At 72.8% G+C, this 25,457-nt stretch carries 27 protein-coding genes and 1 pseudogene; 13 read left to right on the plus strand and 15 right to left on the minus strand.

The features are described from left to right. Positions 1-394 precede the first annotated feature (394 nt). Positions 395-1,720, minus strand: coding sequence for a magnesium/cobalt transporter CorA (gene corA / locus AC6EXY_RS14540; RefSeq protein WP_499817472.1), 1,326 nt, complete (start codon positions 1,718-1,720; stop codon positions 395-397). Positions 1,721-1,908: 188 nt separating this feature from the next. On the opposite strand from corA, the gene AC6EXY_RS14545 reads away from it, so the two are divergent. After that, the gene (locus AC6EXY_RS14545; RefSeq protein ID WP_101833631.1) at positions 1,909-2,622 is read left to right on the plus strand and encodes a PhzF family phenazine biosynthesis protein; all 714 of its coding nucleotides are present in this window, start codon (positions 1,909-1,911) and stop codon (positions 2,620-2,622) included. A gap of 48 nt (positions 2,623-2,670) precedes the next feature. Here the strand turns inward: AC6EXY_RS14545 and AC6EXY_RS14550 are convergent, their stop codons facing one another. After that, positions 2,671-3,048 carry a hypothetical protein gene (locus AC6EXY_RS14550; protein ID WP_243407893.1) on the minus strand — a complete coding sequence of 126 codons (378 nt, stop codon included), beginning with the start codon at positions 3,046-3,048 and terminating at the stop codon, positions 2,671-2,673. A gap of 193 nt (positions 3,049-3,241) precedes the next feature. Here AC6EXY_RS14550 and AC6EXY_RS14555 point away from each other — a divergent pair, with 193 nt between their 5' ends. The 6 genes from AC6EXY_RS14555 to AC6EXY_RS14580 all read left to right on the plus strand — a co-directional run bounded on the left by AC6EXY_RS14555 (position 3,242) and on the right by AC6EXY_RS14580 (position 8,586). Continuing rightward, complete coding sequence (locus AC6EXY_RS14555) at positions 3,242-3,973, plus strand: hemerythrin domain-containing protein (RefSeq protein ID WP_499817473.1); 732 nt, start codon at positions 3,242-3,244, stop codon at positions 3,971-3,973. Positions 3,974-4,121: 148 nt separating this feature from the next. Continuing rightward, on the plus strand, positions 4,122-5,318 hold the full coding sequence (locus tag AC6EXY_RS14560) for a PP2C family protein-serine/threonine phosphatase (RefSeq protein ID WP_101833607.1): 1,197 nt from the start codon (positions 4,122-4,124) through the stop codon (positions 5,316-5,318). Positions 5,319-5,345: 27 nt separating this feature from the next. Then, the gene (locus AC6EXY_RS14565; protein ID WP_101833606.1) at positions 5,346-6,950 is read left to right on the plus strand and encodes a sensor histidine kinase; all 1,605 of its coding nucleotides are present in this window, start codon (positions 5,346-5,348) and stop codon (positions 6,948-6,950) included. Further along, positions 6,947-7,387 carry a response regulator gene (locus AC6EXY_RS14570; protein ID WP_499817474.1) on the plus strand — a complete coding sequence of 147 codons (441 nt, stop codon included), beginning with the start codon at positions 6,947-6,949 and terminating at the stop codon, positions 7,385-7,387. The genes AC6EXY_RS14565 and AC6EXY_RS14570 overlap by 4 nt, the downstream gene beginning before the upstream one ends. Positions 7,388-7,436: 49 nt before the next feature. Beyond that, positions 7,437-8,096, plus strand: coding sequence for a TIGR03085 family metal-binding protein (locus AC6EXY_RS14575; protein ID WP_101833604.1), 660 nt, complete (start codon positions 7,437-7,439; stop codon positions 8,094-8,096). A gap of 10 nt (positions 8,097-8,106) precedes the next feature. Further along, on the plus strand, positions 8,107-8,586 hold the full coding sequence (locus AC6EXY_RS14580; protein WP_243407891.1) for an NUDIX hydrolase: 480 nt from the start codon (positions 8,107-8,109) through the stop codon (positions 8,584-8,586). Positions 8,587-8,616: 30 nt separating this feature from the next. On the opposite strand, the gene AC6EXY_RS14585 is transcribed toward AC6EXY_RS14580, so the two are convergent. Further along, on the minus strand, positions 8,617-9,951 hold the full coding sequence (locus AC6EXY_RS14585) for a glycoside hydrolase family 26 protein (RefSeq protein WP_101833603.1): 1,335 nt from the start codon (positions 9,949-9,951) through the stop codon (positions 8,617-8,619). A gap of 462 nt (positions 9,952-10,413) precedes the next feature. On the opposite strand from AC6EXY_RS14585, the gene AC6EXY_RS14590 reads away from it, so the two are divergent. Then, positions 10,414-11,073, plus strand: coding sequence for a CD225/dispanin family protein (locus tag AC6EXY_RS14590; RefSeq protein ID WP_499817475.1), 660 nt, complete (start codon positions 10,414-10,416; stop codon positions 11,071-11,073). Between the two features lie 6 nt (positions 11,074-11,079). Beyond that, positions 11,080-11,547 carry a CD225/dispanin family protein gene (locus AC6EXY_RS14595; protein ID WP_243407890.1) on the plus strand — a complete coding sequence of 156 codons (468 nt, stop codon included), beginning with the start codon at positions 11,080-11,082 and terminating at the stop codon, positions 11,545-11,547. A gap of 64 nt (positions 11,548-11,611) precedes the next feature. Here the strand turns inward: AC6EXY_RS14595 and AC6EXY_RS14600 are convergent, their stop codons facing one another. The 7 genes and pseudogenes from AC6EXY_RS14600 to AC6EXY_RS14630 form a co-directional block, all read right to left on the minus strand. Next, entirely contained in the window at positions 11,612-11,812 is a 201-nt protein-coding gene (locus AC6EXY_RS14600; RefSeq protein ID WP_499817486.1) for a hypothetical protein, read from the minus strand. A 52-nt stretch (positions 11,813-11,864) separates the two neighbouring features. After that, positions 11,865-12,038 (minus strand): annotated as a pseudogene (locus AC6EXY_RS14605) (molybdopterin-dependent oxidoreductase); the annotation flags it as partial. Positions 12,039-12,041: 3 nt separating this feature from the next. Further along, positions 12,042-12,758 (minus strand): CD225/dispanin family protein, encoded by a 717-nt coding sequence (locus AC6EXY_RS14610; RefSeq protein WP_499817476.1) that lies wholly within the window; start codon positions 12,756-12,758, stop codon positions 12,042-12,044. Between the two features lie 83 nt (positions 12,759-12,841). Continuing rightward, positions 12,842-13,672, minus strand: coding sequence for an ABC transporter (locus AC6EXY_RS14615; protein WP_499817477.1), 831 nt, complete (start codon positions 13,670-13,672; stop codon positions 12,842-12,844). Next, on the minus strand, positions 13,669-14,667 hold the full coding sequence (locus AC6EXY_RS14620; RefSeq protein WP_101833522.1) for an ABC transporter ATP-binding protein: 999 nt from the start codon (positions 14,665-14,667) through the stop codon (positions 13,669-13,671). Before AC6EXY_RS14620 ends, AC6EXY_RS14615 begins: the two co-directional genes overlap by 4 nt. Before the next feature lie 568 nt (positions 14,668-15,235). Further along, positions 15,236-15,877, minus strand: coding sequence for a response regulator (locus tag AC6EXY_RS14625; RefSeq protein ID WP_499817478.1), 642 nt, complete (start codon positions 15,875-15,877; stop codon positions 15,236-15,238). After that, positions 15,874-17,319, minus strand: coding sequence for a sensor histidine kinase (locus AC6EXY_RS14630; protein ID WP_207770346.1), 1,446 nt, complete (start codon positions 17,317-17,319; stop codon positions 15,874-15,876). Before AC6EXY_RS14630 ends, AC6EXY_RS14625 begins: the two co-directional genes overlap by 4 nt. Positions 17,320-17,512: 193 nt before the next feature. On the opposite strand from AC6EXY_RS14630, the gene AC6EXY_RS14635 reads away from it, so the two are divergent. Further along, positions 17,513-17,956, plus strand: coding sequence for a hypothetical protein (locus AC6EXY_RS14635; protein ID WP_101832449.1), 444 nt, complete (start codon positions 17,513-17,515; stop codon positions 17,954-17,956). Further along, entirely contained in the window at positions 17,953-18,600 is a 648-nt protein-coding gene (locus tag AC6EXY_RS14640; RefSeq protein ID WP_101832450.1) for a dTMP kinase, read from the plus strand. The genes AC6EXY_RS14635 and AC6EXY_RS14640 overlap by 4 nt, the downstream gene beginning before the upstream one ends. A 65-nt stretch (positions 18,601-18,665) precedes the next feature. Here AC6EXY_RS14640 and AC6EXY_RS14645 read toward each other — a convergent pair whose 3' ends face one another. Together AC6EXY_RS14645 and AC6EXY_RS14650 are read right to left on the minus strand one after the other, a co-directional pair. After that, positions 18,666-19,121, minus strand: a complete 456-nt coding sequence (locus tag AC6EXY_RS14645; protein ID WP_115537968.1) for a hypothetical protein — start codon at positions 19,119-19,121, stop codon at positions 18,666-18,668. A 101-nt stretch (positions 19,122-19,222) separates the two neighbouring features. After that, positions 19,223-20,161 carry an acyl-ACP desaturase gene (locus tag AC6EXY_RS14650; protein WP_101832452.1) on the minus strand — a complete coding sequence of 313 codons (939 nt, stop codon included), beginning with the start codon at positions 20,159-20,161 and terminating at the stop codon, positions 19,223-19,225. Positions 20,162-20,428: 267 nt separating this feature from the next. On the opposite strand from AC6EXY_RS14650, the gene AC6EXY_RS14655 reads away from it, so the two are divergent. After that, positions 20,429-21,169 (plus strand): response regulator transcription factor, encoded by a 741-nt coding sequence (locus AC6EXY_RS14655; protein ID WP_101832453.1) that lies wholly within the window; start codon positions 20,429-20,431, stop codon positions 21,167-21,169. Between the two features lie 5 nt (positions 21,170-21,174). Next, positions 21,175-22,680 carry a sensor histidine kinase gene (locus AC6EXY_RS14660; protein ID WP_499817479.1) on the plus strand — a complete coding sequence of 502 codons (1,506 nt, stop codon included), beginning with the start codon at positions 21,175-21,177 and terminating at the stop codon, positions 22,678-22,680. On the opposite strand, the gene AC6EXY_RS14665 is transcribed toward AC6EXY_RS14660, so the two are convergent. From AC6EXY_RS14665 to AC6EXY_RS14675, 3 genes are all read right to left on the minus strand, one after another. Further along, the gene (locus AC6EXY_RS14665) at positions 22,651-23,277 is read right to left on the minus strand and encodes a restriction endonuclease subunit S (RefSeq protein WP_499817480.1); all 627 of its coding nucleotides are present in this window, start codon (positions 23,275-23,277) and stop codon (positions 22,651-22,653) included. The genes AC6EXY_RS14660 and AC6EXY_RS14665 overlap by 30 nt on opposite strands. Beyond that, complete coding sequence (locus tag AC6EXY_RS14670) at positions 23,274-24,494, minus strand: HsdM family class I SAM-dependent methyltransferase (protein ID WP_165818526.1); 1,221 nt, start codon at positions 24,492-24,494, stop codon at positions 23,274-23,276. Before AC6EXY_RS14670 ends, AC6EXY_RS14665 begins: the two co-directional genes overlap by 4 nt. A 536-nt stretch (positions 24,495-25,030) precedes the next feature. Beyond that, on the minus strand, positions 25,031-25,180 hold the full coding sequence (locus AC6EXY_RS14675) for a hypothetical protein (RefSeq protein ID WP_165818525.1): 150 nt from the start codon (positions 25,178-25,180) through the stop codon (positions 25,031-25,033). Positions 25,181-25,457 lie beyond the last annotated feature (277 nt).

Genomic DNA, 25,457 nt, shown 5'->3' on the forward strand with positions numbered 1-25,457 from the left:
CACACCGAGCGGCAGGCACGCGTCCCGGCTGCTCCGACACGGTTGGTTACGGTAGCTGACGAAGGTGGCCGGGTGTAACCCATCGTACGGATACGTCATGACTGTCGACTCATGGCAAGAAAGAGCTATGGGTCGGCTACCCGCGCCAGCGATTTTAGGGCTTATAGCACCCAACATGTTGTTTCTATGGACATTTGCCCGATCTCGCGCCACTCACACCCAACGAGCCGACGCGGCGGTGAATGCCGCCGGGCCGGCCGTCTCGCACCCGGTCCGGCGCACTGTCGGCAACCTATCACCGTGTGTGACAGATCGGCCGGTTGCCGCGGGTCGGGTGGGGCTGCCCGCGGCCCGCGACCGGACCCGCGCCGCCCGTGTGGGCGGCGAACACGTCCTACAGCCAGCCGTTGCGCTTGAACGCCCGATAGAGAAACAGGCAGGCCACGGCCATCAGCGTGAGAACGGCCGGATATCCCCAGGTCTGGCGCAGTTCCGGCATGTGCTCGAAGTTCATTCCGTAGATTCCTGCCAGGGCGGTGGGGACGGCGGCGATCGCCACCCAGGCGCTGATCCGGCGCATGTCCTCGTTCTGCGCGATGGTGAGCTGGGTCAGGGTGGCCTGCAGAACCGACGAGAGCAGCTCGTCGAAGTGCGAGATGCGCTCACTGACCTGTTCAAGGTGGTCGGCGACGTCCCGGAAGTACCGCCGCATGGCCACGTCGATCATGCGCGGGCTGTCCGAGGTGAGCGTGCGCAGCGGCCCGGCCAGCGGCTGGACGGCGTGCTTGAGCTCCAGCAGCTCCCGTTTCATCTGGTAGGCGGTTTCCGTGGACGGAGCGCGTTCGCGCCGGAACACTCCGGCCTCGATCTGGTCGATGTCGACCTGGATCTTTTCCACCGTGTCCACGTAGTCGTCCACGATGCTGTCGCAGATCGCGTGCAGCACCGCGGTGGGACCGTGCCGCAGCATCTCCGGGGCGGCCTCCAGCCGGCCCCGCAGCTTCGTCATCTCGCCATGCTGGCCGTGGCGCACCGTCACGACGAAGTCCTCACCGAGAAAGATCATGATCTCTCCGGTGGTGACGACCTCCGAGGTTCCGGTGACCTCCGTGTGGGCGACGTAGGTCGTCGTCTTGAGCACCATGAACAGGTGGTTCTCGTAGTACTCCAGCTTGGGCCGCTGCCCGCCGGTGACCGCGTCCTCCACGGCGAGCAGGTCCAGCCCATACTCCTCGGCGACCGCCACGAGCTGCTCGTAGGTCGGCTCGAACAGGCCGAGCCAGGCGAAGCCGTCGCGCTCCGTCCGGGCCAGGCGCAGCGCGTCGCGGTGGTCGACCTCCGTCGTCACCCGCTGCCCGTGGCTGTAGACGCCGCAGGCCATCACCCGGCCGTCCGGGGTCGCCGGGATCTCGACCCCCCGGGGCCGGCGGCGCTTGCGGCCGACCCGCACCAGCGACACCGCCGGCCGGCTCAGCGCGCCGGCCAGGCGGTGCGCGTTCGCCGAGGCGTGTTCCAGGGCGTCGAGGACGGGATGCTCCTCGCCCCGCCCGGGCCGCGGCGGACTCCCGCCCGGCGGACTCCCGCCCGGCTGGTCCGTGCCGGCCTGGTCCGTGCCGGCCTGGTCCGTGCCGGCCTGGTCCGTGCCGGGCGGGGCCGCGCGGTCACCGGGTGGCTCCGCCCGCGTCGTGTGCGTGTGCGTGTGCGTCGCGTCGTCTCGCACGCTCGCCTCTTTCCCTCGCTCTTTCCCCGCTGCCCGACCGGCCTGACCCGATCTGACCTGACCTGGGCCTAGCCTCATGGTGGCAAGGCGCTGGCCGGCATCGCGAGGTGATCCACGGCTCGCGATGTACCCGGATGCCCGCCGACTGTGCCAGCGTGGGCGGGGAACGCCGGCGACGGGAGGGTGAGATGACCGAGACAGAGGTTCGCAGGCTGCGGGTGTTCACGGACGAGACCGGCGCCGCGGGCAGTCTGCTCGTCGTGGTCCTCGACGCCGGCAAGCGGTTTCCCGAGCCTGATGAGCGGGAGCGGATCGCCCACGGTCTCGGCCTGCCGGCCACGGTGTTCGTGGACGATGCCGAGCAGGCGGAGCTCGCGGTCTACACGCCCGGCGGGGAACTGCCGACCGCCGGCGACGCCCTGGTCGGCGCTGCCTGGAAGCTCGGGCGCATCCTCGGTGGCCACCCGGCGGTGCTGCGCCCCACCGGCGGGGACGCGGCGAGCTGGCAGGACCAGGGCCGGGTCTGGGTTCGGGTGCCGCTGGCCACCGTGCCGCCCTGGAGACATCGCCAGCTCGCCGACGCGGCCGCGGTCGACGCTCTCACCCTGCCCCGCCCGGTCGGCGAGGATCTCGAGCAGGTCTGGGCCTGGCTGGACGAGCCGGCGGGCATCGTGCGGGCCCGGGCCTTCGGCTCGCGCCACGGGGTGGCCGAGGACGAGGCCTGCGGCTCGGCGACGATGCTGCTCGCCGTCACGCTCGGGCGGCGGCTGACGGTCCACCACGGCGCCGGCTCGATCGTGCTGGCGGCGCCCGGACCGGAGGGCTTCGCGGACGTCGGCGGCCTCGTCGTCGAGGACGAGCGCCTCGTCATCGACGACGTGGAGGGGTTCCTCGCCCACTGAATGGCCCGTCCCGCCGTGGAGACCGGCCCGCTGATGGGTCCCCGCGGGTCAGGTGGGAGACGCGGCGGGCGCGCGCAGCCTGCGGGTCCACGCCCCGGTCACGATCTCGCCGCGCGCGTCGATGATCGCCCAGTCGACGAGGTCGTCGCTGTGGATGCGCAGCGGCAGGCCCATCCGGATGTGGGCGAGTGACGGGTGTGTGCCGTCGGTGAGGCTGCGCCCGCGCAACAGGGCGGGGTGCGGCCAGCTGGACACCCGGGCCCAGGGCCACTCGACCCCGTCCGGCACCGTCACCTGGTGACGGACGATCAGACTGCCCAGAGGTGGCAGGTCGTGGCCGACGAACCGGCGGCGCGCCCCGGCGAGGCGCGAGCGAGCGGCGAATACTGCCTGGTCCCGGGCCATGGGGACGTTACTGGCAACCATGGGGGCAATCGTAGTCGAAACCTCTCTCACGGTAGACATCCCGGCGGACGTCTCGCACGGTTGGTCGGGATATCATCACTCTGTGTAGCTGATTCCAGAGTGCGATCTTGATGTCGAAGGCGTACCTTGGCCGTGTTGGCGACCCTGCGTAGATATCTGGTGTCATTCCGGTGAGGTGATCATGGTTGAGGCCTTGACGACTCTGGTGGACGCGGCGCACAAGGACGCCCGTCACCTCGTGGAGCTGTCCCGTGAGCACGGTGACGCGGCCGGCGCGCCGGACGCCCCGCCGAGCGATCCACGGCAGGCCCTGCACGCCAGCGACGCCGCGGTCGCCGCCATCTCCGCCCACCTCAGCGCGATGGAGGCCGTCGTCTACCCGGAGCTCGCCCGAACGGTGCCCGGCGGCCGGGCGCGGGTCGCCGAACTCGGCCGGCTGGCCCGGCGCTGCTCGTCGGTGATGCGCGGCATCGAGCAGTACGTGCAGGGTGACCTCAACCATCCGCCGGACAGCGTCGCCAGCCTGCGCCGGGACCTCGCGGCCCTGCTCGCCGAGCACGCGCGAGCCGAGGACGGCCTGCTGCGCGAGCTCGACGAGCGGCTCTCGGATTCCGAGCGGGCCCGCCTGCACGAGCGGTTCGCCGACGCCATGCGCCACGCCCCCACCCGTCCGCACCCGCACCTCGGCCACGGCGGGATCTTCGGCGGCCGGCTCGCCATCCGGCTGCTCGGTACCTTCGACCACGCACTGGATGTGATGGATGCCCGCGAGGTCGCTGGCGCTCCGGTGCGAGCCCCCGCGCCCGCCGGCCTATGGGGCTGGTACCTGCTGGGCCGGCCGACCTCGCCCGCCCCCGAATGGCAGACTCCGGGCCGGGCCGCGCCCGCGGATGATCCCGCTCGGCGCTCCGCCGGGCTGACCTGAGGGTGAAAGTGTGCTGACCTTGGTCGGGTAGCCGTGGGACCGGGCAGCCCGTCCGCCATTTCGCTGCGCGCGTTCGCCCCTCGCCATGCCATGCTTCGGGTCCAGGTTGGGCCGGTATGGCCCGCACGTCGTGCACTGCCGAGGAGATGTGAGCCGAACCGAGAGCGCCGCGGTCCGTGCGCCCCAGCCCAGGCCGGCAGAGGTGGTCTGGCCGATTCTCCTCGTCGAGGACGATGACGCGGATGCCTACCTGGTGTCCGAGCTGCTCGACGAGGCCGCGGCGCCGGTCGAGGTGACCCGGGTGCGCACCGTGGCCGAGGCGGTGCGGGGCAGCGCCGGCACCGCCTGCGTCCTGCTGGACCTGGGCCTGCCCGACAGCGAGGGCCTGTCCGCCCTGAAGCGGCTGCTGGAGGTCGAGTCCGGCGCCCCGGTCGTCGTGCTCACCGGCCTCGTCGACGAGTACCGGGGCGCGCAGGCGGTGGCCGCCGGCGCGCAGGACTATCTGGTCAAGGGCCAGGTCGACGGGCGTGACCTGGTGCGCGCCGTGCGCTACGCGATCGAGCGCAAGCGGGCCGACACGGCCGCCCAGGCCCTGCGCGAGTCGGAGCTGCGCGCCCACGAGCGGGCCCGGCTCGAACGCGGCCTGCTGCCCCGCCCGCTCTACGACGACGACCGGCTGCGCCTGGCCGCCCGCTACCGGCCCGGCCGGCGCCAGTCCCTGCTCGGCGGCGACTTCTACGACATGGTGTCGACCCCCGACGGCACGGTGCACGTGCTGCTCGGCGACGTCTGCGGGCACGGGCCGGACGAGGCGGCCCTCGGGGTCAGCCTGCGCATCGCGTGGCGCACCCTGGTGCTCGCCGGGGTCGACGAGGCCGACCGGCTGGGGTATCTCCAGCGGGTGCTGGTCAGCGAGCGGGAACACGACGAGATCTTCGCCACCGTCTGCGCGCTGTCGATCGCGCCCGACCGGGCGAGCGCCCGCATGCGCCTGGCCGGCCATCCGCCGCCGGCCCTGCTGCACCCGAGCCTCGCCGCGCTGCCGGGCGGCGTCGTCGGCCCCGCCCTGGGCATCCTCGACGAGGATCTGACCGAGGAGGTGCTCGTCGAACTCGGCCCCGGCTGGGCGCTGCTGCTGGCCACCGACGGCCTGCTGGAGGGCCGCGACGGCCCCGGCGGCGAGCCGCTGGGCTGGGAGGGCGTGCTGCCGGAGATCGCCCGGCTGTGGCCGGAGACGGGGCCGGAGGCGCTGCTCGACGACCTGATCGACCGCGTCGAGGCCCGCAACGGCGGCCCGCTCACCGACGACGTCGCCCTCATCCTGCTGCTATGGGGAGCCGACTGATGGGAACCGGCTGATGGGGATCGGCTGATGGGGATCGGCGACCCGGCGGTGGGCGGCTGGCCGCTGCGCCGGCGGCTCGGCGTCACCTACACGGTGGCGGCGACGGTGATGCTCGTCCTCGTCGGGCTGGTGTCGTGGTCGCTGATGCGCCTCGACGACGCCATCCACACCCGCAGCGACGTGCTCGCCCCCGCCCTGCTGAGTTCCACCCAGCTCGTCGGCAGCCTGGTCGACCAGGAGACCGGGATGCGCGGCTACCTGCTGCAGGGCAGCGAGGACTTCCTCACGCCGTACAACACCGGGCGCACCGTGGAACGCGCGCGTATGGACGATCTGCGCCGCCGCCTGGCCGACCAGCCGGACCTGTTGGGCCGGGTCGCCGCGCTGGAGGCGCGCATCCGCGCCTGGCACGTCGACTACGCCGACCCGGCGATCACCGCGGTGCGCGCCCGCGGCCCGGCGGCGGCCCGCACCGTCCCGCTCGAGCTCGGCAAGACCCGTTTCGACGCGGTCCGCGCCGCCGCCACCGACCTCGAGTCCGGGCTGCGTGCCCGGGCGGCCACGGCCCGCCGGGAGGTCAACAGCGCGCTGCGCTTCCTGGTCATCGCGCTGGCGATCACCGCCGCGGCGCTGGTCGCCCTGCTGAGGCTGATCGCCTGGGCGCTGCGCAGCTGGGTCACCCGCCCGATCGAGCAGGTCGCTGCCAACGCGCGCACCGTCGCGTCCGGTCATCTCGATCACATCGTCGAGCCGACCGGGCCGCCGGACATCGTGGCGCTCGCCGCCGACGTCGAGTCGATGCGCCAGCAGCTCATCGGCGAGCTGGGCGTCGCCCGCTCGGCGCGCAGCGCGGTCGAGGCACAGGCCGAGGTGCTGCGCCAGTCCAACCGGGATCTGGAGCAGTTCGCCTACGTCGCCTCGCACGACCTGCAGGAGCCGCTGCGCAAGGTGGCGAGCTTCTGCCAGCTGCTGGAGCGCCGCTACGGTGACAAGCTCGACGAGCGCGGCACCCAGTACATCGCCTTCGCCGTCGACGGCGCCAAGCGGATGCAGCAGCTCATCAACGACCTGCTGGCCTTCTCCCGGGTCGGGCGCACCAGCGAGAGCTTCGTCGAGGTGGAGCTGGGTGAGCTGTTCACCCGGGCCACCACGACCCTGTCGATGAGGATCGAGAGCCTGCGGGCCGAGGTCACCGCGGCCGAGCTGCCGACCGTGCGGGGCGATCCGGTACTGCTCACCCAGTTGCTGGTGAACCTCATCGGCAACGCGCTGAAGTTCCGCGGCGAGGCGCTGCCGACGGTGCACGTCGGGGTCGAGCAGCGGGCGGACGAGTGGGAGTTCTCCTGCGCGGACAACGGCATCGGCATCGATCCCGAATATGCTGAAAAGATCTTCGTCATCTTCCAGCGCCTGCACGGCCGCGAGGTGTACGAAGGCACCGGCATCGGGCTGGCGCTCTGCCGGAAGATCGTCGAGTTCCACGGTGGGCGCATCTGGCTCGACGCCGAGGCCCGCCCGGGCACCACGTTCCGGTTCACCCTGCCCCGCCATTCGGTGCTCGTCCCGATGACCGAGCCCGCCGCCCTGGTCCACGGGGACGGCACCGTCAGTCCAGCCGGAGGAACACCGTGACCGAGCCGATCGTCCCGGTCGAGGTACTGCTCGTCGAGGATGACCCCGGCGACGTCCTCATGACCCGGGAGGCGTTCGAGGAACACAGGCTGCGCAACCACCTGAACGTGGTCAGCGACGGCGAGGAGGCGCTCGCCTACCTGCGCGGCGAGGGCCGCTACGCCGGGGCACCGCGCCCCGACCTGATCCTGCTCGACCTCAACCTGCCGCGCCGCGATGGCCGGGAGGTGCTGCGCGAGGTCAAGAACGACGAGCGGCTGCGGCGGATCCCGGTGGTGGTGCTCACCACCTCCGAGGCGGAGGAGGACGTGCTGCGCAGCTACGACCTGCACGCCAACGCCTACGTCACGAAGCCCGTCGACTTCGAGCGGTTCGTCGCCGTCGTCCGCCACATCGACGACTTCTTCATCACCGTCGCCCGCCTGCCCGGGCAGTAGGACGCCGCGCGAGCCACGTTTCCGGCCATGCGTCGCCTAGAGTGCGGACATGGCCACCGGACCGCAACCCGTGACCCGCCGCGCCCGCCTGCAGCGCCAGGCGCTGGCCGAACTGCTCGGCGAGCTGGGCCCGGGCCATCCCACCCTCTGCGCGGGCTGGACGAACCACGACCTGGCGGCCCACCTCGTGGCTCGGGAGCGGGTGCCCTGGGCCGCGCCCGGCCTGCTGATCCCCTGCCTGCACGGCCTCACCGAGCGGGCTGAGCGGGCCACGATGCGCGCCCACACCTACCCGGAGCTTGTCGAGACCTTCCGGTCAGGCCCGCCCTGGTGGCAGCCGAGCCGCATCGGCCCGGTCGACGACGCGACGAACCTCATCGAGTTCTTCGTCCACGCCGAAGACGTCCGCCGCGCCGGCGCCGGCTGGGAGCCGCGGGAGCTGGATGCCACCAGCCGCGACGCGATGTGGGCGGCGCTGCGGCTGGTCGGGTTCGCCGGGTTCCGCCGCGCCGGCGTCGGAGTCGTCGCCGAGCGGGTCGACCGCCCCGGGCGGCGCACCCTGCGTTCCGGCCCGCCGGCGGTGGAGATCGTCGGCCTGCCGGAGGAGATCGTGCTCTACGCCTTCGGCCGCGGGCGGGTGGCCCGGGTCGAGCTGCGTGGCGACGATGCCGACGTGGAACGCCTGCGCGAGGCCCCCGTCGGCCTGTAGACACGACAGCGTGCCGTCGCGAACCCGCCGGGCCGCGCGAGTCGTGCTCGTCGACCCCACCGACACGATCCTGCTCATCCGCTCCCACGACCCGACCCTCGAGGCCGCGCCGCAGTGGTGGCACGTCCCCGGCGGCGGCCTCGACCCCGGCGAGACGCCGGCGGCGGCCGCCGTCCGCGAGGTCTTCGAGGAGGTCGGCTACCGCCTCGACGACCCCGGCCCGCCCGTCGCCACCCGCCGGGCGTCCTTCACCTACCTGGGCGAGGACTACCGGCAGGCCGAGACGTTCTACGTCGCCCGGGTGCCGCGCCGGCTCGTCCTCGACCCGTCCTCGTGGACGGCGACCGAGCAGCGCTCCATCCTCGGCTGGGCCTGGTGGAGCGTGCCCGACCTGCGGGCGACGACGGAGACGGTGTACCCGACCGGGCTGGTGCGTCTGCTCGACGACTGGCTCCGGTCGGGCCCGCCGGCCAGGCCGCGGCGCCTGTGACCCCGCGGCTGACCGGCGTCGGACCCACGGCTACCAGAGGGAGGCGTAGGTCGCCGCGCCGCTCGGGTTCTCGTTCGGGTTGACCAGCGAGGAGTGGACGTTGCCCGCCTGCGAGTCGTTGAAGTACGTCTCGTAGGCCAGCACGTCGCTGTTCGCCTTGAACGTGTTGTACATGTTGCGGATGTAGACCGGGTTGTCGCCGCCGGCCGCCCCGGCCCGGCCAGCGCCGGTGTCGGACTTCGAGACCAGCCCCCACTCCGGCACCGAGAACTGTTTGCCGTGCTGCCGGGCGAACCTGATCACCGAGCACAGTCCGGTGTCGGCGTTGCACTGCTGGCTGAAGGCGGCGTCGCTGGTGCTCGCCGGCCACTGGTCGTAGCTGTCGATCCCGATGATGTCGACGTAGGCGTCGCCCGGGTAGGCCGTGAAGCCGCCGGGGCTGTGGGCGTTGAGGGCCCAGTCGATGCGCGCCTGCGGGTCGGTCGAGCGGATGGCGCTCACCACCTGCCGGAAGCAGTTGATCCAGGTGGTGGTGTTGGTCTTCGAGACCGACCAGGGGAACCAGTTGCCGTTGAACTCCCAGGCGAGCCGGACGATGCTCGCCGGGCGGCCCTTGCTGACCAGCCAGCGGCCGAAGCTGGCCCACTGGCTGGAGTAGGCGCCGTTCGCGCACGAGTTCATGTCGCCGCCGCCGTTCGGGAAGAACGGCTGTGAGATGACCCAGGTGCCGTTGAAGGTCGAGAACTTCTCCGGGCCGCTGCCGATCCACGGGTTGGTGATCGTCTGCCAGCTCGACCGGTCGGAGAAGGTGTTCACCACGTTGACGGGCGAGCCGCGGAAGGCCTCCCAGGCCCGCACCTGCGTCATCGAGCCGGCCGAGACGCCGCTCATCCCGCCGGGGACGGCGCCGCCACCACCGCCGGCCGGCACGACCGGCGCCGCGGGCGGCGCAGGGGCCGGAGGCTTGGTGGTCGTGGCCGGCTTGGGAGCCGTGGCGGGCTGCGTCGGCGTGATGCCGCCGCCGGTCCCGCCGGTGCCCACGCCGATCGGGCTGGCGCTGGGGGAGGGTGAGCCGCCGACGGCCGTGCCTGCGGTGGCGCCGGGCCGCGGCCGGGCGGTGGAGGTGGGCTTCGGCTTGTGGTGGCGCTGGTGCAGCCCGACGGCGGCCGCCTCGACGGTGGCGGACCCGCCGTCGTCGTGGCCGCTGGGGGCGAGGTTCCAGCCGAGCCCGGCGGCCAGCAGGGCCAGCACGCCGAGCGAGGCGATCCAGGCGGGGTGGTGCGGACGGCGACGGCGCCCACGCCGCGAGCCGGCGCGGGTTCGGGGCGGACTGGGGCTGGGTGTGCCCTCCGCTCGGTGTCTCACCGCGGTATCCCTCCGTGCGTGGCGTGTCGGCGTCAGAACCCCCCCGGGTCCTCGCTTCGAGATCGAAGCCGTTGACCTCCATGTCGCGCAGCGGCCAGAGATGTGTGGGTCAGAGATCCATGGGGCGGATGCCGGGGTACCCCCTCGGTGTCCCGACGTCCTGCCTGGTCAGATATGGCCAGACATTACACGGCCGAATTCCCGCCTGCTGTCCCAGGTCGGGCCATATGGTCGATTTGTCCGGCTCGATAGGCTGTGAACTGTGTGTAGCCCTTGTTCCGTCGGTGTGTTTCGGTGTTCATCCGAGATTCGGGGGCCCTCGGCGGGACTCCCGCGTCACCCCGTTTCCGCCCGTGTCGTGGGACTGGGACGGAGCCGGGTTGACCGGCCCCGGTTGTGCCACAATCGGCTCCGCTCGACAGCTCCACCAACATCCGCTACGCCGACATGCAGGAGCGCCCCATGTCCCAGCCCCCCGAGTACCCGCCGGGCGGATATCCCCAGGGCGGCTACGGTCAGGACCAGGGCGGCTACAACCAGGGCGGCGGCTACGGCCAGGGCGGTCAGGACCAGGGCCAGGGCGGCCATGGCCAGGGCGGTTACGGCCAGGGCCAGGGCGGTTACGGCCAGGGCCAGGGCGGTTACGAACAGGGTCAGGGCGGCTACGAACAGGGTCAGGGCGGTTACGGTGGTGCCCCCGGCTACGGCCCGCCGCCAGGCGGCTATGGTGCCCCCCAGGGCTACGGGGCGCCCCAGGGTTACGGCGCGCCGCAGGGCTATGGCGCGCCGCAGGGCTACGGAACGCCGGGCGGGTTCGGCCCGCCGCCGCCGTTCGGGCAGCCGATCCCGAACTATCTCTGGCAGTCGATCGTCGTGACGGTGCTGTGCTGCCTGCCCGCCGGCGTGGTGGCCATCGTCTTCGCCACCAAGGTCGACAGCCGTCGCGCCATGGGCGACATCGACGGCGCCCTGGACGCGTCGAAGAAGGCCCGGACCTGGTGCATCGTGTCGGCCGGCGTTGGCGTCGCGGTGACCGTCCTGGCGATCATCCTCGCTGTGGTGGGCGCGTTCGGCGCCAGCTCGGACTCGGCCTACTCCACGCTCGGTCCCTTCGCCGGCTGAGCCCCCGTGCCGCCCGACCCCGACGCCGAGCCGTCCCGCTGGGCGGATCCGCCCCGCGGCTCCTGGGCGTCTGATGAGGACGTGCCGACGAGCGAGAGCGCCCAGCCGACAGCGGACGCCCAGCCGACAGCGGACACCCAGCCGACAGCGGACACCCAGCCGATCGAGGGGACGGTGTTCCCCGCGGGTGCGGGGATGGGCGAGCCTGGCGCGGCCGAGCGGCCGGTGCGGACGTACCTGTGGCAGTCGCTGGTCGCGACGCTGCTGTGCTGCCTGCCCACCGGTGCGATCGCGCTCGTCTACGCGGTGCTGGCGCAGAACCGGCTGCAGACCGGGGACGAGTACGGGGCCCGGCAGGCGTCGGCCCGGGCCCGGCGCTGGTGCCTGGTGTCGCTCGTCGCCTTCGTCGTCGTCCTGCTCGTCTACGTCGTCGCCGTGGTGATCATTGTGGCGATCGCGCGGGACCGGCACTGACCTGCCCGCCGGCCTCCGGTGCGTCCACCGGCGCCGGCGACCAGGCGGGATGGGCCCGTGCGGCTCAGGTGGCGGGAACCATCCCGGTGCGCATCCCGACCAGCGCGACCGGGTCACGCGCGGCCATCCACACGTGGCCGGGCACCCCGAACAGCAACCCGTAGGCGAGCACGTCGTGCACGAACGTCGTGCTGGTGCGGTCGGCGACCGGCAGCCCGCGCAGCGGCCCCGCCCCCCACTGCATGATCACGCCGGTGGCGAGCATGACCAGGACGCGGCGCTGAGCCCGGCGGCCCGCATCGGTACCGGCAGCTCTCGGTGTAGCTTCCGTCGAACGAGCGGAAGGTCAGCGCCCGTGCCGCCGGCTGGACGCCGACGGCGGCGAGCAGGTCGCGCAGCAGCACGCCGGACCAGCGCACCCCGCCGACCCGCCGAGTACGACGCGTCGCCCCACCGGCGAACCGTCGGATGCCACCCGTCCAGGAGAACACCCGTCAGCCGCGGTGCCCGCCGCCGGTCGCGGCGAGCGCGGCGAGCAGGAGCATGCCGGCGGCGGTCGCGGCGAGGGACCAGGCACGGCCGCGCCGCGCCACCCGGCGTGCGCCGGGGACGTCGCCGCGGGCCAGATGGTCGGCGGCGCGCAGGGCGTGTAGCAGGCCGAGCGCCCCGACCGGCGCGCACAGGATGGTGGCGACGATCGACAGGCCGAGATGGTCCCGCACGCGCTGGCGGTCGTCCCGGCGCGGCGCCCGCCCGTCCGGCTGACCCGCCGAGACCGAGCGGCCCTGGTCCACCGTGGCCGCCGGCTGGGGCTGGCGGACCGGGCGAGGGTAGCCGGTGGCGAAGTGGTTGCCGCTGGCGGAGAAGCAGGCGACCGGGCCGGCGGCACCGCGGGCGGGGACGGTCGCGGCCGGCCGGGGCACCGGCGGGCGGCGGGGGGCGGGAATCGAGCCGATGGGGTGGGCGACGCGGGTGTGGCGGGCGTCGTAGACGTCGCGCCACCGGGCGAGCAGCTCGTGGGAGACGGTGAGCAGCTGCATGGTGCGGGCGGCCTCCGGCCCACGGGCCGCGGGGTTGTCGGGATGGTGGGCTCGAGCCCTGGTCCGGTAGGCCCGGCGGATCTCGGCGCGGTCGGCGAGACGGCCCACGCCGAGGACCGCGTAGGGGTCGGATCCGCCGAGCTCCCGAACCAGCCGCTCGTACGGGCTCACCGGGCGATGCGTCCGAGCGCAGGCATGGCATCTCCTATCGTCGTCGTCCGCACACGCTAGGTGTCAATTGTAGTCAGGTTCTCTCAAACGGTGACGTCTCGGCGTGTCAGCGTGATTGTCCCGAGGGCGGCCGCGCCGACGGCGTACGCGGCGCCCACGAGCAGCGCCGTCACGTAGCTCGCGTCGGCGACACCACCCTGGCTGACCGCGTCGAACGCCAGCCCGGGGAACACCCTGGAGGCGCCGCTCCAGGAGTTCTGGATGATGTGCTCGATCGGGAACATCCAGGCCACGCCGATGGACAGGGCCAGCGCGGTCGAACGCAGCACGAGCCCGAGCACCGTTCCCGCCACGGCGAAGAACGTCGCCGCGAGTAGCACGTTCAGGTAGCCGGAGGCGAGTGCCCGCGCGCCGTCGGCGCTCCACCAGGCGGACGTGTCGATGCCGCGCACGCCCGCTACGGCGACGGCCACGGCGACGCTGAGCACCAGCGCGGCGAGGAGGGCGAGCGCGACGAGTGTCAGTGTCACCGCGACCCGCCCGGCGAACCAGCCGCGTCGGCCCGGCTCGCGCAGGAACAGCGTCCGCAGCGTCCCCTGGCCGTACTCCAGGGTGATGGCGATCGCGCAGACGAGGAAGATCAGCAGGCCGACGAAGGTGGCTCCGCCCGTGAAGCCGCGGGCGATCCCGGTGGCGCCCGCCAGCTGCTGGGTCGTCACATCGAAGCCACCCGGCCCGTTGCCGTCGCCGGGTCGCGGCCCGCCTGGGCTGGCCGGATCGGCGAGACTGACGACCAGCACGGTGGACAGCACGCTGAGCGCGGCGAGCAGGCCCATCGCCACCGCCGTGCTGGGCCGCCACAGTTTGATGAGCTCGGCGCGGAAGGACCGCCGGGCCGCGAGGACGACGTTCATCGAGTGAGCTCCATCTCCGGGGCGCGGGACTGGGTGACCAGCCCCTGGTAGCGGTCCTCCAGGCTGTGCCGGCGAGGGGACATCTCGATGAGGGTGATGCCGCGCGACGCCGCGGCCCGGTTCACGGCGGCGAGCGCGCGGGCGTACTCGCGGGCGCCGTCCGAGCCGGGAGTGGTGAGGGTGGCGACGACCTCCGCCGGCCCGCGCGTGGCGGGGACGGAGAGACCGGCGAGCAGGTCGGCGAGCGGGGCGACGTCCTCCTCGTGCTCCGGGCGCAGCACGACCTCGGTGGACGTGCTGGCCATCAGCCGGTCTGTCGGGCCCTGATAGGCCAACCGGCCGCCCTCGACGACGATCAGCCAGTCGCACATCTGCTCCACCTCGGCGAGCAGATGCGACGAGACGAGCACGGTGCGGCCATCGCGCGCGGTCAGCGAGCGGATGAGCGTGCGCATCTCGCGGATGCCGATCGGGTCCAGGCCGTTCGTCGGCTCGTCGAGGATGAGCAGGTCCGGGTCGGTGAGCAGGGCCGCGCCGATGGCCAGGCGCTGCTTCATCCCGAGGGAGTAGGAGCGGACCTGGTCGCCGCCGCGCCCGGCGAGCCCGACCTGGTCGAGGATCGCCGCGACCCGCGCGGGCGCCTCGGCCCGGCCGAGGCCGGCGAGTGCGGCGAGCGCGGCGAGGTTGCGGGTGCCGGACAGCGTGGGGTAGAGCGCCGGGCTCTCGATCAGCGCGCCGACCCGCGGCAGGTAGGCGGCCGGGGCGCGCAGCGGCTGACCGAGCACGGTGCCCTCGCCCTCGGTGGGGCGCACGAGGCCCAGCAGCATCCGCAGGGTCGTGGTCTTGCCGGCGCCGTTGGGCCCGACGAAGCCGGCGACGACCCCCTCGGGGATGGTGACGTCCAGACCGCTGACCACGGTCCGCCGCCCGTACCGCTTGGTCAGGCCGCGGACGTCGATGGCGCCCCGGCCCGGGGGATGGGTGGTTGTTGTCATGGCACTGAGCGTCCCGGCAGACCGCGTTCGCGTCGTCCGCCGACGGGCGACACCGGTGTACGCAAACGGACGCAGCCGGGGGCGAGGGCTGTCGTCGACGTCCTCCCCCGTGTGAACTGAACGCGGGGGATTCCAACTTCTACACATCCACCGGGGGAGGTGCGGAATGTCGAGGTTCGCGGTTTCACGGGCACGGCCAGCGCCGTGCCTCCCCGCGCGGTCACGGCCCGTCCGGCGATGACCATGGCACGGGGAGGACCCGCGCCCTAGGCCGTTCGCGGCCGGCGGTCGGTGACAGCGTTCTGACACTGTCACGGCGTTCTCTGCCAGAAACCTAGGGACAAACCGGACACGACACACCAGGAAACTGGCATCACGCCGCCTTCCCCGGCGGCTACTCCCCCTCCACGGGAAGTCCCCCGCCTCCCCGGCCTTCCGGTCGCCACCCACACCGAGGTTGATCATGAACGGGTGGTGTCGGGGGTCGGGGCACGGTAGGCGGGCGGCGGGTGGCGAGCGGACGTGTCCACACGAGGACGGCCCGAGAGATCACAACTCGACACGCGGCCTAGGCGAGGCCGGCCTGGCCGGCGAGGACAGCGAGCTGGGTGCGGTCGCGGGCGGCGAGCTTCACCATCACCCGGCTGACGTGGGTGCGGGCGGTCGCCGGGCTGATCACCAGATGGGCGGCGATCTCGTCGTTGGACAGACCGCGGCCGACCAGGCCCATCACCTCGCGTTCGCGCTCGGTGAGACCGCGCAGGTCGGGGGCGTCGAGGGTGGGTCGGCGGGCAAAGGTCTCGATGACGAGCCGGGTCACCGTGGGGGACAGCAGCGAGTCGCCGGCGGCCACGACCCGGATCGCGCGCAGCAGGTCGGCGGCCTCCGCGTCCTTGAGGAGGAAGCCCGACGCGCCGCCGCGCAGCGCCGCGAAGACGTACTCGTCCACCTCGAACGTGGTGACCATGACGACCCGGGTGCCGGCGAGGTCGGGCTCGGCGACGATCGCGCGCAGCGCGGCCAGACCGTCGAGCACGGGCATCCGGATGTCGAGCAGCGCGACGTCCGGGCGGGTGGCCCGTACGACGTCGACGGCGGCGCGCCCGTCCTCGGCCTCGCCGACGAGCTCCAGATCGTCCTCCGTCTCGATGAGGACGCGCAGCCCGAGACGGACCAGCGGCTGGTCGTCAGCGATCACGACCCGGATCACCGCCTGGCCTCCACCGGCACCGCGGCGGCGGGTACCGGGAGTTCCGCGAACACCCGCCAGCCGCCTGCCACGGGGCCTGCCGTCAGCGTGCCGCCGAGCTCGGCGGCACGTTCCCGCAGCCCTGTCAGCCCATGACCACCACAGCCACCGGCCCCGGCCGACGTCGTTACCTCACCCACCCCAACCACCCCAACCACCTCAGCCGGCTGAGCCGACCCAGCCGTCGGTTCAGCCGGTAGGAGCGGGTCGGGGCTGTCGGTGATGTCGACGCAGAGGCGATCGGCGGCGAGCGCGAGGCGCACCCGGACCTGGGTACTGGCCCGCGGTGCGTGGCGCAGCACGTTCGTCAGGGACTCCTGGATGATCCGGAAGGCGGCGAGGTCGACATCGACGGGCAGCTCGCCGAGCCGCGCGGAATCACCGTCAGTGACCAACTGAACCGGCACGTCGCACAGCCGCACCTCCCGTAGCAGCGACGGCAGCCTCCCGAGCCCGGTCAGCGGCGCCTCCACCGGGTCACCATCCGGAACCCGTCCCGCGCCCGGGTACCCGGCGGCCGCTGCCGAGCCGCCGATCTCCGTACCGCGGACGCCCAGCTCACCGCCGCCCGGCCCATCGCCCCCCGTCCCGTCGGCGCCCGGGCCATCGCCAGCCGGGCCGGCGTCCTGGCCGGCTCGGGTGAGGGCAAGGGTGGACCGCAGTTCGCCGAGGGCGTCGACGCTGGCCCGGCGGATCGCCTCCAGCGCGAGCTGAGCCTGCTCGGGCCGGCGGTCGAGCACGTGCAGCGCCACCGCGGCCCGCAGCGAGATCACCGACAGGCTGTGCCCGACGACGTCGTGCACCTCGCGGGCCATCCGCAGCCGTTCCTGCTCGACCCGGCGGCGGGTGGCCTCCTCCTTGACCTGCGCGGCGGCCGCCCGACTGCCGCGGGCCAGCGCGCCGACGAGAGCCGGCACAGTACACAGGAGCACGGCCCCGACGGCCTGGAAGGCCATTTCCCACCGGCCCGGGGCATACCCCTGGGCGGCGCCGAGGGCGGACCCCGCGAGCACGACCGCGGTCGCGCCCGCGGCCGCCCGCCACACGACGCGCAGCTCGTGCCGCAGCCCGACGGACACCGACGCGACGACCACCGGCAGGAACGACGGCCCGTGCGGGTAGCCCGCCCCCAGCAGGGTCCCGAGCAGCAGCGCGGATGCCGCCAGCATCGCCAGCGGTGAGCGCCGCCGCAGCGTGACGGTCGCGGCGAGCAGGGCGAGCAGGGTGAAGGCCAGCGCGTCCAGCGGCCGCGCCGGCGGCACCTGATCGTGGGCGGCGCCGTGCGACGCGCCGACGACGACCAGGCCGGTGGCGAGCAGCGCGGCGACATCACGCAGGCGGATGACGCCGCGCACGCGCGAGGACAGCTGCCCCACCCGCCGCACCGCCGTGTCCACCGCCATGCCGCGACGGTAGCCGGCGCCGAGGCCCGGCACATCCGCCTGCGGGCGTAGCCCGCCTACGACAGCGGGCGTACGGCAGGCGGCGCACGCGCACGGCGGCCTGCGGGCGACGCACCGTGCACCGCGTGCCGTGGTCAGGCACACGGCGGGCGGCGCGCCCAGGCGTATGTCGGCGTGGGCTAGGCTCGAGCGCATGCTCGTGTCGGGAACGCCGCCGACGCTGTTGTCCCTGTGGTATCTCGCGGCCTGTCTGGCCGAGCGGGGCGACCGGCTGGAGTACCGGCATCCCCTCGTCGCCGTCCGCAACGCGAACAACCTGGTGACCGGCGGGCTGGACGTGGTCCGCGGGGAGCCCGCGGCCTCGGCGGTCATCCGCGGCGAGGGCTGGTGGTCGCGCCCCGTGCTCGGGACGGCCGCGGCGGGCATGCCACCGATCGAGGGCCGGGTGTTGACCGGCCTGTGGGCGCAGTTCCAGGGCAAGGCGGCGGCGCTGGCGCTGCTGCCGCCGGAGCTTCGCTTCGCCCGCCTCGAAGCGGCGGCGGCCCGGGCGGGTATCGCCCCCACGCTCGCCGGCCGGCTGCTCGGCTGGTCCGACGCGGTCGTCGAGCACTTCCGCCGGCAGCCGGTGGCAGGATGATCATCGCGATCGAGGGGCTCGACGGCGCAGGGAAGAACACGCTGACCACCCGGCTGGTCGCCCGGCTGACCGGCGTCGGGCGCAGCGTCGCCACCCTCGCCTACCCGCGCTACGAGGCGCGCCCGCTCGGCCCGGCGCTGCGCGGGCTGCTCACCGGGGACGCCGGTCTCGCCGCTGTCGCGGCCCAGCCGAGAGCGACGGCGATGATGTTCGCGCTGGACCGGGCGGCGTCGCGGCCCGAGCTTGACGCCCTGCTTGCCGAGCACGACGTCGTGCTCCTCGACCGGTATGTCGCGTCGAACGCGGCGTACGGTGCCGCCCGGCTGGCCGAGCCCGAGCGGGCCGCCTTCCAGTCCTGGATCGCCGACCTGGAGCTGGGCTCACTCGCCCTGCCCGTGCCGGACCTGCAGGTCCTGCTCCGGATAGAGGTCGACCGGGCCCGTGCCGACGCGAGCGCCCGCGCCGACGGCGACCCGGGCCGTCCCCGTGACACCTTCGAGGCCGACGACGGCCTGCAGGCCCGCTGCGCCCACATGTACGAGGATCTGGCGGCCCGGAGCTGGCTGTCGCCGTGGCTGGTCGTGGACCGCGAGACCGGCGTCGACGCCGTCGACGGCTGGCTCACCGCCGCCAGCGCCCACTGAACCGCATCCTCCGACCAGCCCACGCGCGGCCCAGCCCAGCCTCTGACCAACGCGGCCGCTGCCGGTCAGCAGCCGACGATGCAGCTGGGCAGGTCGACGGCGGGCAGCCGCAGGTCGCCGGAACCCCGGCCCGGGGGACGGTGGGCGCCGGACTGCTGGGCGCTCGGCGGCCGCCCCGGGCGGGGCGCGCCGGCACCCGCCGCCGAGGTCACGCCCCGATCGCCGGCGCCCGTGCTGGCGTCCTGCGCGCGGTTGGCGCCGGTGCCGGTCTCGGCGCCACCCGGCGCCGACGAGGCGAGGCCGGACGCCTCGGCGGACGTGCTCTTGCGGTCGGCCGCCGGCGGGGGCGCACTGGTCGCGGCCGGCGACGGGGTGGCGCCGCCGCTGCCGCTGGAGTCACCCGTGGGGCTGGACGCGCCGGGCTGCCCGATGAGCACCGCGACCGTCACCGCGGCGATGGCCACGATGCCCAGGCCGAGCTGCGGGATGCTGATCCGGCCGCTGCGCCGATGCGAGGTCACGCGGACTCCGTCCGTTTCCGTCGGTGGTCGCGACGGCCGGACCGTAGCACGTACGACCCACATGCGGACACTCCGGACGGCCGGCTGGTCCGAATCGCGGGCTAGGCGGAGGCGAGGGCCTCGCTGCGTCGCTCGGCGCGGGCGCGGGTCTTCGCGATCTTCTCGTCCTGCTGGGTCGCCGCCGCGTCGAGTCCGGTGAGGAACGCGGCGACCTCCTCGCGGGCCTTCTCGGCCTCGGCGTCCAGGCCCTCGAGGTCGAAGAAGCGCCACTGGCGCAGGATGGGCGCGATGACGTCGTCGTGGTGGATGCGCAGGTTGTAGACGCCGGCCACGGCGATCTTGATGGCCTTGCGGCCGAAGTCGCGGATACCGACGCCCGGCATCTGGAAGCCGACGATCTCGTCGCGGATGATGGGCACCATGCGGGACGGCGCGAGTTCGAGCGCCGCCGCCACCATGTTCCGGTAGAAGATCATGTGCAGGTTCTCGTCCGCGGCGACGCGGGCCAGCAGGCGCTCGGCGACCGGCTCGGCGCAGACGCGACCGGTGTTGCGATGGCTCACCCGGGTCGCGAGCTCCTGGAAGGACACGTAGGCCATCGCCTGCAGCGCCGAGGCGTCGGCCTTGTCGTAGCCCTTGCACATCTGGTACATCCGGTCCTGCTCCAACGTCACCGGATCGGCGCCGCGGGTGACCATCAGGTAGTCGCGCATGACGATCGCGTGACGTGCTTCCTCGGCTGTCCACCGGTGCACCCAGGTGCCCCAGGCACCCTCCCGGCCGAAGCCCTCGACGATAAGGCGGTGGTAGCTGGGCAGGTTGTCCTCGGTGAGCAGGTTGACCTCGAAGGCGATCTGCGCCGCCTTCGGCAGCACCGACTGGCCAGGCTCCCAGGGCAGTTCGTCGAAATCCCGTCCCTGGCTCCAGGGGACGTACTCGTGTGGCATCCACTCCGGAGCGATGCCGAGATGCCGGTTGACGTTCGCCTCGGCGACGGGCTCCAGCTCGCGGAGCAGGTCGATGTCCGTGGGGGATCGCATTGGTAAACAGTTCCAGGCTGCGAGCCTGTCAACCATGGCCGCCGAGTGTGGATTCGCGATCGCCGGACTGTCCCGGCGGAGCAGTTGTGGCCGCCGGCGGCATGCTCACATGGGACTCACATGCTGTTCCCATGGACTCGGGACATCCCATTGGACTCGGGACATCCCATTGGACTCGGGACATCCCATTGGACTCGGGACATCCCATTGGACTCGGGACATCCCATTGGACTCGGGACGTCCTGGACACCGGCCGAGGGAGCGGACATGGCGCAGGTACCGCGGGTGCTCGTCGTCGACGACGAGCCGAACATCGTCGACCTGCTGCGGATGGCCCTGCGTTTCCACGGCTTCGACGTCCTGACCGCGACCACCGGCCGCGCGGCGCTCACGCTCGCCGCCGACGCGCGCCCCGACCTCATGATCCTCGACGTGATGCTGCCCGACATGGACGGCTTCGGGGTCTGCCGGATGCTGCGGGCTGACGGCCTGGACGTGCCCGTCGTCTACCTCACCGCCCGCGACGCCCACCGGGACAAGATCGCCGGACTGACGTACGGCGGCGACGACTACGTCACCAAGCCGTTCGCCGTCGACGAACTCGTCGCCCGGGTGCGGGCGGTGCTGCGCCGGACCAGCCCGCCGAGCCCACCCGCCGAGCCCGACCGGACCGCCGTCCTGCGCTTCGCCGACGTCGAGCTCGACACCGACACTCATCTCGTCACCCGGGCCGGCACGCCGATCGAGCTGTCCCCGACGGAGTTCTCGCTGCTGCGCTACCTGCTGACCAACCCCAACCGGGTGCTGTCGCGGGCCCAGATCCTCGATGCCGTCTGGAGCTACGACTATGCCGGCGAGCCGACCGTCGTCGACCAGTACGTCAGCTACCTGCGGCGCAAGCTCGGCCAGCATGGCCCGTCGCTCATCCACACCCAGCGCGGCTTCGGCTACGCCCTGCGCCTGCCGTCGGGCACCTCGCCGGCGGGCACCTCAACGTCGGGACGGTGACGGGGATGACGCTGCGGCTGAGACTGATGGCCGGCCTGCTCGCCCTGTCCGCGCTGGGCCTCGCCGGCGCCGGAATCGCCAGCGTGTTCGCGCTCCGTTCCTACCTCTACCAGCGCGTCGACCAGCAGTTGAGCCGGGCGGAGCTGCTCGGCGGCCGGCCACTGTCGGCGCTGCTGGCCCGGCCCCGGCTGCTCGACCCGGCGAGCGCGGGTCAGGCCGCGGGCCCCAGCGACTACCTGGTCGAGATCCGCCAGGCCGACGGCACGCTGCGCCGCGTCACCGGATCCGCGAGCCCGCCGCCGCCAGCCACGGCACTGCTCGACGCCGCCGGCGTGCGGTCCGTCGCCGGCGGCGCGCAGCGGGCCGGCCCGTTCACGGTGGTCGCGGACGGCGACCGGTACCGGGCCGTGGAACGCACGTTTCCCGGCGGCGCCCAGGTGCTCGTCGCGCTGCCGCTGCGGCCGGTCAGCGAGACGGTCCGGCGGCTGGTGCGCGTGGAGATCGCCGTCGGGCTCACGGTGCTCGCGGTCATGGCGGTCCTTGCCTGGCTGTGGCTGACCCGGGGCCTGCGCCCGCTGCGCCAGATGATCGGCACCGCCGCCGCCATCGCCGCCGGCGACCTGGACCGCCGGGTGCCCGCCGGCCCGCCCCGCTCGGAGACCGGTGAGCTCGCCGCCGCCCTGAACACCATGCTCGGCCAGATCCAGGCCGCCTTCGCCGCCCGCGTCGCCTCCCAGGAGGCCGAACGCCGCTTCGCCGCTGACGCCTCCCACGAGCTGCGCACACCTCTGACGTCCATCCGCGGCTACGCCGACCTGCTGCGCGGCGGGATGGTCCCGCCGGACGAGGCCGACGCGGCGTTGCGCCGCATCACCGAGGAGGCGACCCGGATGGGCGCGCTCGTCGACGGCCTGCTCTACCTGGCCCACCTCGACGAGGTCCACCCCATCCAGATGACCGAGCTCGATCTCGCCGCCCTGGTCCGCGACGCCGTCGCCGACCTGCGCGCCGCCGCCCCCACCCGTCCCGTCCACGTCGACCTGCCCGCCACCTGCTCCGTCCTCGGTGACGCCGACGCCCTGCGCCAGCTCGTCGGCAACCTCCTCACCAACGCCCGCGTCCACACCCCACCCACCGCCGCCATCGACATCCGCCTCACCCCGATCCCCGCCACCCCCTCCGCCGCCCTCCCCGCCACCGCCACAGGGCCAAGCGGGTCCGGTCCCGCGGGACCGGCGGGCGGTGTCGCGCTGGAGGTGACCGACCACGGTCCCGGCATGCCGCCCGAGGTCGCCGCCCACGTCTTCGACCGCTTCTACCGCGCCGCCGACAGCCGGGCCAGCGGCACCGGCGGCAGCGGCCTGGGTCTCGCCATCGTCGCCGCCACCGCCCGCGCCCACGGCGCCTCGATCGACCTCACCACCGCCCCCGGCGCCGGCACCACCGTCCGCCTGCGGCTTCTCCCGGCGGCCGACCTCGCGCTACGGAAGCTCGATCGCGCCAGTGAGTAGGGCGGGCGCGAGACTGTCGCGCAGCCGCGTCGCCGTGCGGACGACCTCCCGATGAGCTGCGACCTGCTGGTCGAGGGCGTCGAGGGCTTCGGCGATCGCCTGCTGCCTGTCATGGGGCGGGAGCCTGAGCCGAAGGTCCCGCAGGATCGCGGAGGTGAGGATCGGAACGACGGTGCTGGTGATGCGGCTGGACAGCCAGTCCTGCACGGATGGCAGGCGTAGATAGTGGTTCAGATAGGTAGCGAGTATTCGCCCATCTGGACGCAGGCGGATGCAGGCTCCACCGAGCAGCGAGCCGTCGTGTTCTTCTGACACCAGGGCATGGCGCCGTGTGTCTCCGATGCGGGTGCATACGATGTCGCCCGGACGCAGGACGTAGCGGTACATGTCCTCTGCGGTCTCCCGGTCGAGGTAGGTCTGGCCCTGCTCTGTGAGCTGACCGTGCTGGATGCTTGCGGGGTTGATCACAGAGACGTCTGTCTCCGCCCGTCTGGCCTGTTGCGGGGCGCGACCGGACGGCCCGGCCTGAACGTCGCACAGCGCGTCGAGTCTGACCTCAGGCCAGTCGGAGGGCATCCGCCGCGATGGGAGACTCATGGCGTGATCCACGCCAGGAGATGAGCCACATCGGCGTCTGCCTGGCGCGCACGGTACTCGCAGGACAGGAGTTCCTCATGCAGCGCGCGGGCCTTGGCCCGCGTGGCGCCCGCGTCGGCGTGGGGAAGTCCGGAGTGTAGGTGCACGGCGGGGTTGAGCTGCCAGTCGTGCACGCGGAGCTGCTGCATATCGACCGCCACCGCGAAGCCCGGAATGGTGTTGAACGTGTGGGCCGCGCTGTCCCGCCAGGACCGATAGGCGCCTACGATCTTCGCCGTGTCGTCGTCGGTGAGGATCCGACGGCCGCGTCTCCGTCTGGTTCCCAGGGCGCGCGCGTCGATGAGAAGCACGTCGCGACGGCTCCGGTGGTCTTTGCCACGCAGGATCCAGACGGCCACGTCGAGGTCGTTCTCTCGGAACAGCTCCCCGGGCATCGCGATCACGCACTCCACGGCGCCGTTTTCGGTCATTTTGGCGCGCAGCCGTCTCTCGGTGGGGTTCTCTGAGGCCGCGGCGCTTGTGGGCATGACCAGGGCGGCGCGTCCGCGGTCGTCGAGGATGGCGGCGGCGTACTGAAGCCAGGCAAAGGTCGCGCTGTGTGTGGGCGGCTCTCCGTATGGGAAGTGGAGTCGGCCTCCCTCGTCCCAGCCAGGCATGCGGAACGGGGGGTTCGCCAGAACGACGTCGTAACGTGGGACCGGCGTGATCTTGTTGGTGGACTCCCCGTCCGCGGCCGACGCCGACGTGACGGCGTCGGCGTTGGAGACCGGCTCTGCCTCGCCCTTCAGCGGCTCGCGAGGCGACGCGCCGACATCAATTCGAAGCCCACGGATAGCGGCACTGAGCAGCGTGAGTTGTCGGGACATGGGACTCAGGGCGCTGCCGTCCAGGACCGATCGTCCGATGACGGCCGGTCCAGGGAGACGGTTCCACGTTCCGGCCGCGATCAGGAGTTCTCCGGAGACGCAGCAGGGGTCGCAGATCCTGGCGTTCGGTTGAGGATCGAGGAGTGCAACGATCGTGCGGCTGAGCGAGAGCGGCGTGACGTGCTCTCCGCCGCGCGGGCCGTGGGCAGCCGCCGTCTGCTCAAGCAGGAACCGGCTGGCCAGTGATTCGAAGCCCTCGGCAACGTCATGACGCCGGGCACGCAGACGGACCTGGTCTGCGGCCTCGTCAATAGGCCTGGCGAAGGCCGCGATATCCACGTTGTCCTTCATAGCTCTCTCGAGGCGCCTGTAGGCCGGAGCGAGTCCCTGTGCTGCCTGGTGCCGAAGGTTCGCCAGTTCCCGGAGATCCAGTGCGCCGGCCCCCTTGCTGCTGGTGAGCTGTACCCAGAAGCGCCGGTTATGACGCCGGATAGCGAGCAGGGCAAGAAGTAGATCAAGGTTGGGGGCGATGCTCTGCCCACGTTGTATATCTTCTAGGGGCTTCCAGAGTGCCCTATCCAGGATCTCTTCGGTTGGCTCGGCCTCCGCGCTGATCGGCGCCACGGGAGGCATGTTTCGATTTCGACGGAATCGCTGCCCATAGGTGGCGCCCGGGGCCTCTCCTGGGTGCCGGCCTCCGGCGGAGATCTTCCGGCTGTCAAGCCAGGCGGCGACCTGGGCAGCCGAGTAGACGGTTTGGCCGGCAATTACCCGAGGCGGAGGGAATTCATGCGGGTGCCGGCGGGCCCAGTTGTTGACGGCCGCCGGCCTCACCCCGGCGGCACGGGCCACTTCCTGCCGCGACAGCGTGTCGTCCGGGCCTGCTGTCATCGCTCGTCGCCCCGGTGCCGGGACCTCATCAGGTCGGACAGCCGGCGAGTGCGGGCGTCACTGCTGACGACCCAGGCCAGAAACAGAAGCAGGAGTAACACCACGGCCATCGCCGCCTCGCCACCCCCGCCGAGCACCGCGAGCATCGTCTGTGCTGCCTCTCTGTTCGGCGGCGACCATCGTGATCACCGCCTCCGCTGCCTTCCCCGTGGCAGGAGGGACTCTCGCCGCTGCCGGTCGGGTTGTCGCCGAGGCGTCGTGGGCCGGCGACAGGACAGATGGTGGCAGGTGCACGAGCGACGTCGGGTCGCGCAGCGATCGTACTCGACGATCTGTTTCTCAATATTCAGACAACGAAGTTGGTTGCCTGTAGTGGATAGGCGGGTTCGAGGGACGCCTTGCCTGGCCTTCGGCGTCGAGGCT

It is taken from the genome of Frankia sp. RB5 (assembly GCF_059816245.1).

Bases quoted from the DNA above. Each gene is read 5' to 3' on its own strand.
- AC6EXY_RS14545 (WP_101833631.1), top strand. From the start codon at position 1,909: ATGACCGAGACAGAGGTTCGCAGGCTGCGGGTGTTCACGGACGAGACC.
- AC6EXY_RS14550 (WP_243407893.1), bottom strand. From the start codon at position 3,048: ATGGTTGCCAGTAACGTCCCCATGGCCCGGGACCAGGCAGTATTCGCC.
- AC6EXY_RS14565 (WP_101833606.1), top strand. From the start codon at position 5,346: ATGGGGATCGGCGACCCGGCGGTGGGCGGCTGGCCGCTGCGCCGGCGG.
- AC6EXY_RS14575 (WP_101833604.1), top strand. From the start codon at position 7,437: ATGGCCACCGGACCGCAACCCGTGACCCGCCGCGCCCGCCTGCAGCGC.
- AC6EXY_RS14590 (WP_499817475.1), top strand. From the start codon at position 10,414: ATGTCCCAGCCCCCCGAGTACCCGCCGGGCGGATATCCCCAGGGCGGC.
- AC6EXY_RS14600 (WP_499817486.1), bottom strand. From the start codon at position 11,812: ATGCTCGCCACCGGCGTGATCATGCAGTGGGGGGCGGGGCCGCTGCGC.
- AC6EXY_RS14615 (WP_499817477.1), bottom strand. From the start codon at position 13,672: ATGAACGTCGTCCTCGCGGCCCGGCGGTCCTTCCGCGCCGAGCTCATC.
- AC6EXY_RS14620 (WP_101833522.1), bottom strand. From the start codon at position 14,667: ATGACAACAACCACCCATCCCCCGGGCCGGGGCGCCATCGACGTCCGC.
- AC6EXY_RS14630 (WP_207770346.1), bottom strand. From the start codon at position 17,319: ATGGCGGTGGACACGGCGGTGCGGCGGGTGGGGCAGCTGTCCTCGCGC.
- AC6EXY_RS14635 (WP_101832449.1), top strand. From the start codon at position 17,513: ATGCTCGTGTCGGGAACGCCGCCGACGCTGTTGTCCCTGTGGTATCTC.
- AC6EXY_RS14640 (WP_101832450.1), top strand. From the start codon at position 17,953: ATGATCATCGCGATCGAGGGGCTCGACGGCGCAGGGAAGAACACGCTG.
- AC6EXY_RS14650 (WP_101832452.1), bottom strand. From the start codon at position 20,161: ATGCGATCCCCCACGGACATCGACCTGCTCCGCGAGCTGGAGCCCGTC.
- AC6EXY_RS14655 (WP_101832453.1), top strand. From the start codon at position 20,429: ATGGCGCAGGTACCGCGGGTGCTCGTCGTCGACGACGAGCCGAACATC.
- AC6EXY_RS14660 (WP_499817479.1), top strand. From the start codon at position 21,175: ATGACGCTGCGGCTGAGACTGATGGCCGGCCTGCTCGCCCTGTCCGCG.
- AC6EXY_RS14665 (WP_499817480.1), bottom strand. From the start codon at position 23,277: ATGAGTCTCCCATCGCGGCGGATGCCCTCCGACTGGCCTGAGGTCAGA.
- AC6EXY_RS14670 (WP_165818526.1), bottom strand. From the start codon at position 24,494: ATGAAGGACAACGTGGATATCGCGGCCTTCGCCAGGCCTATTGACGAG.
- AC6EXY_RS14675 (WP_165818525.1), bottom strand. From the start codon at position 25,180: ATGCTCGCGGTGCTCGGCGGGGGTGGCGAGGCGGCGATGGCCGTGGTG.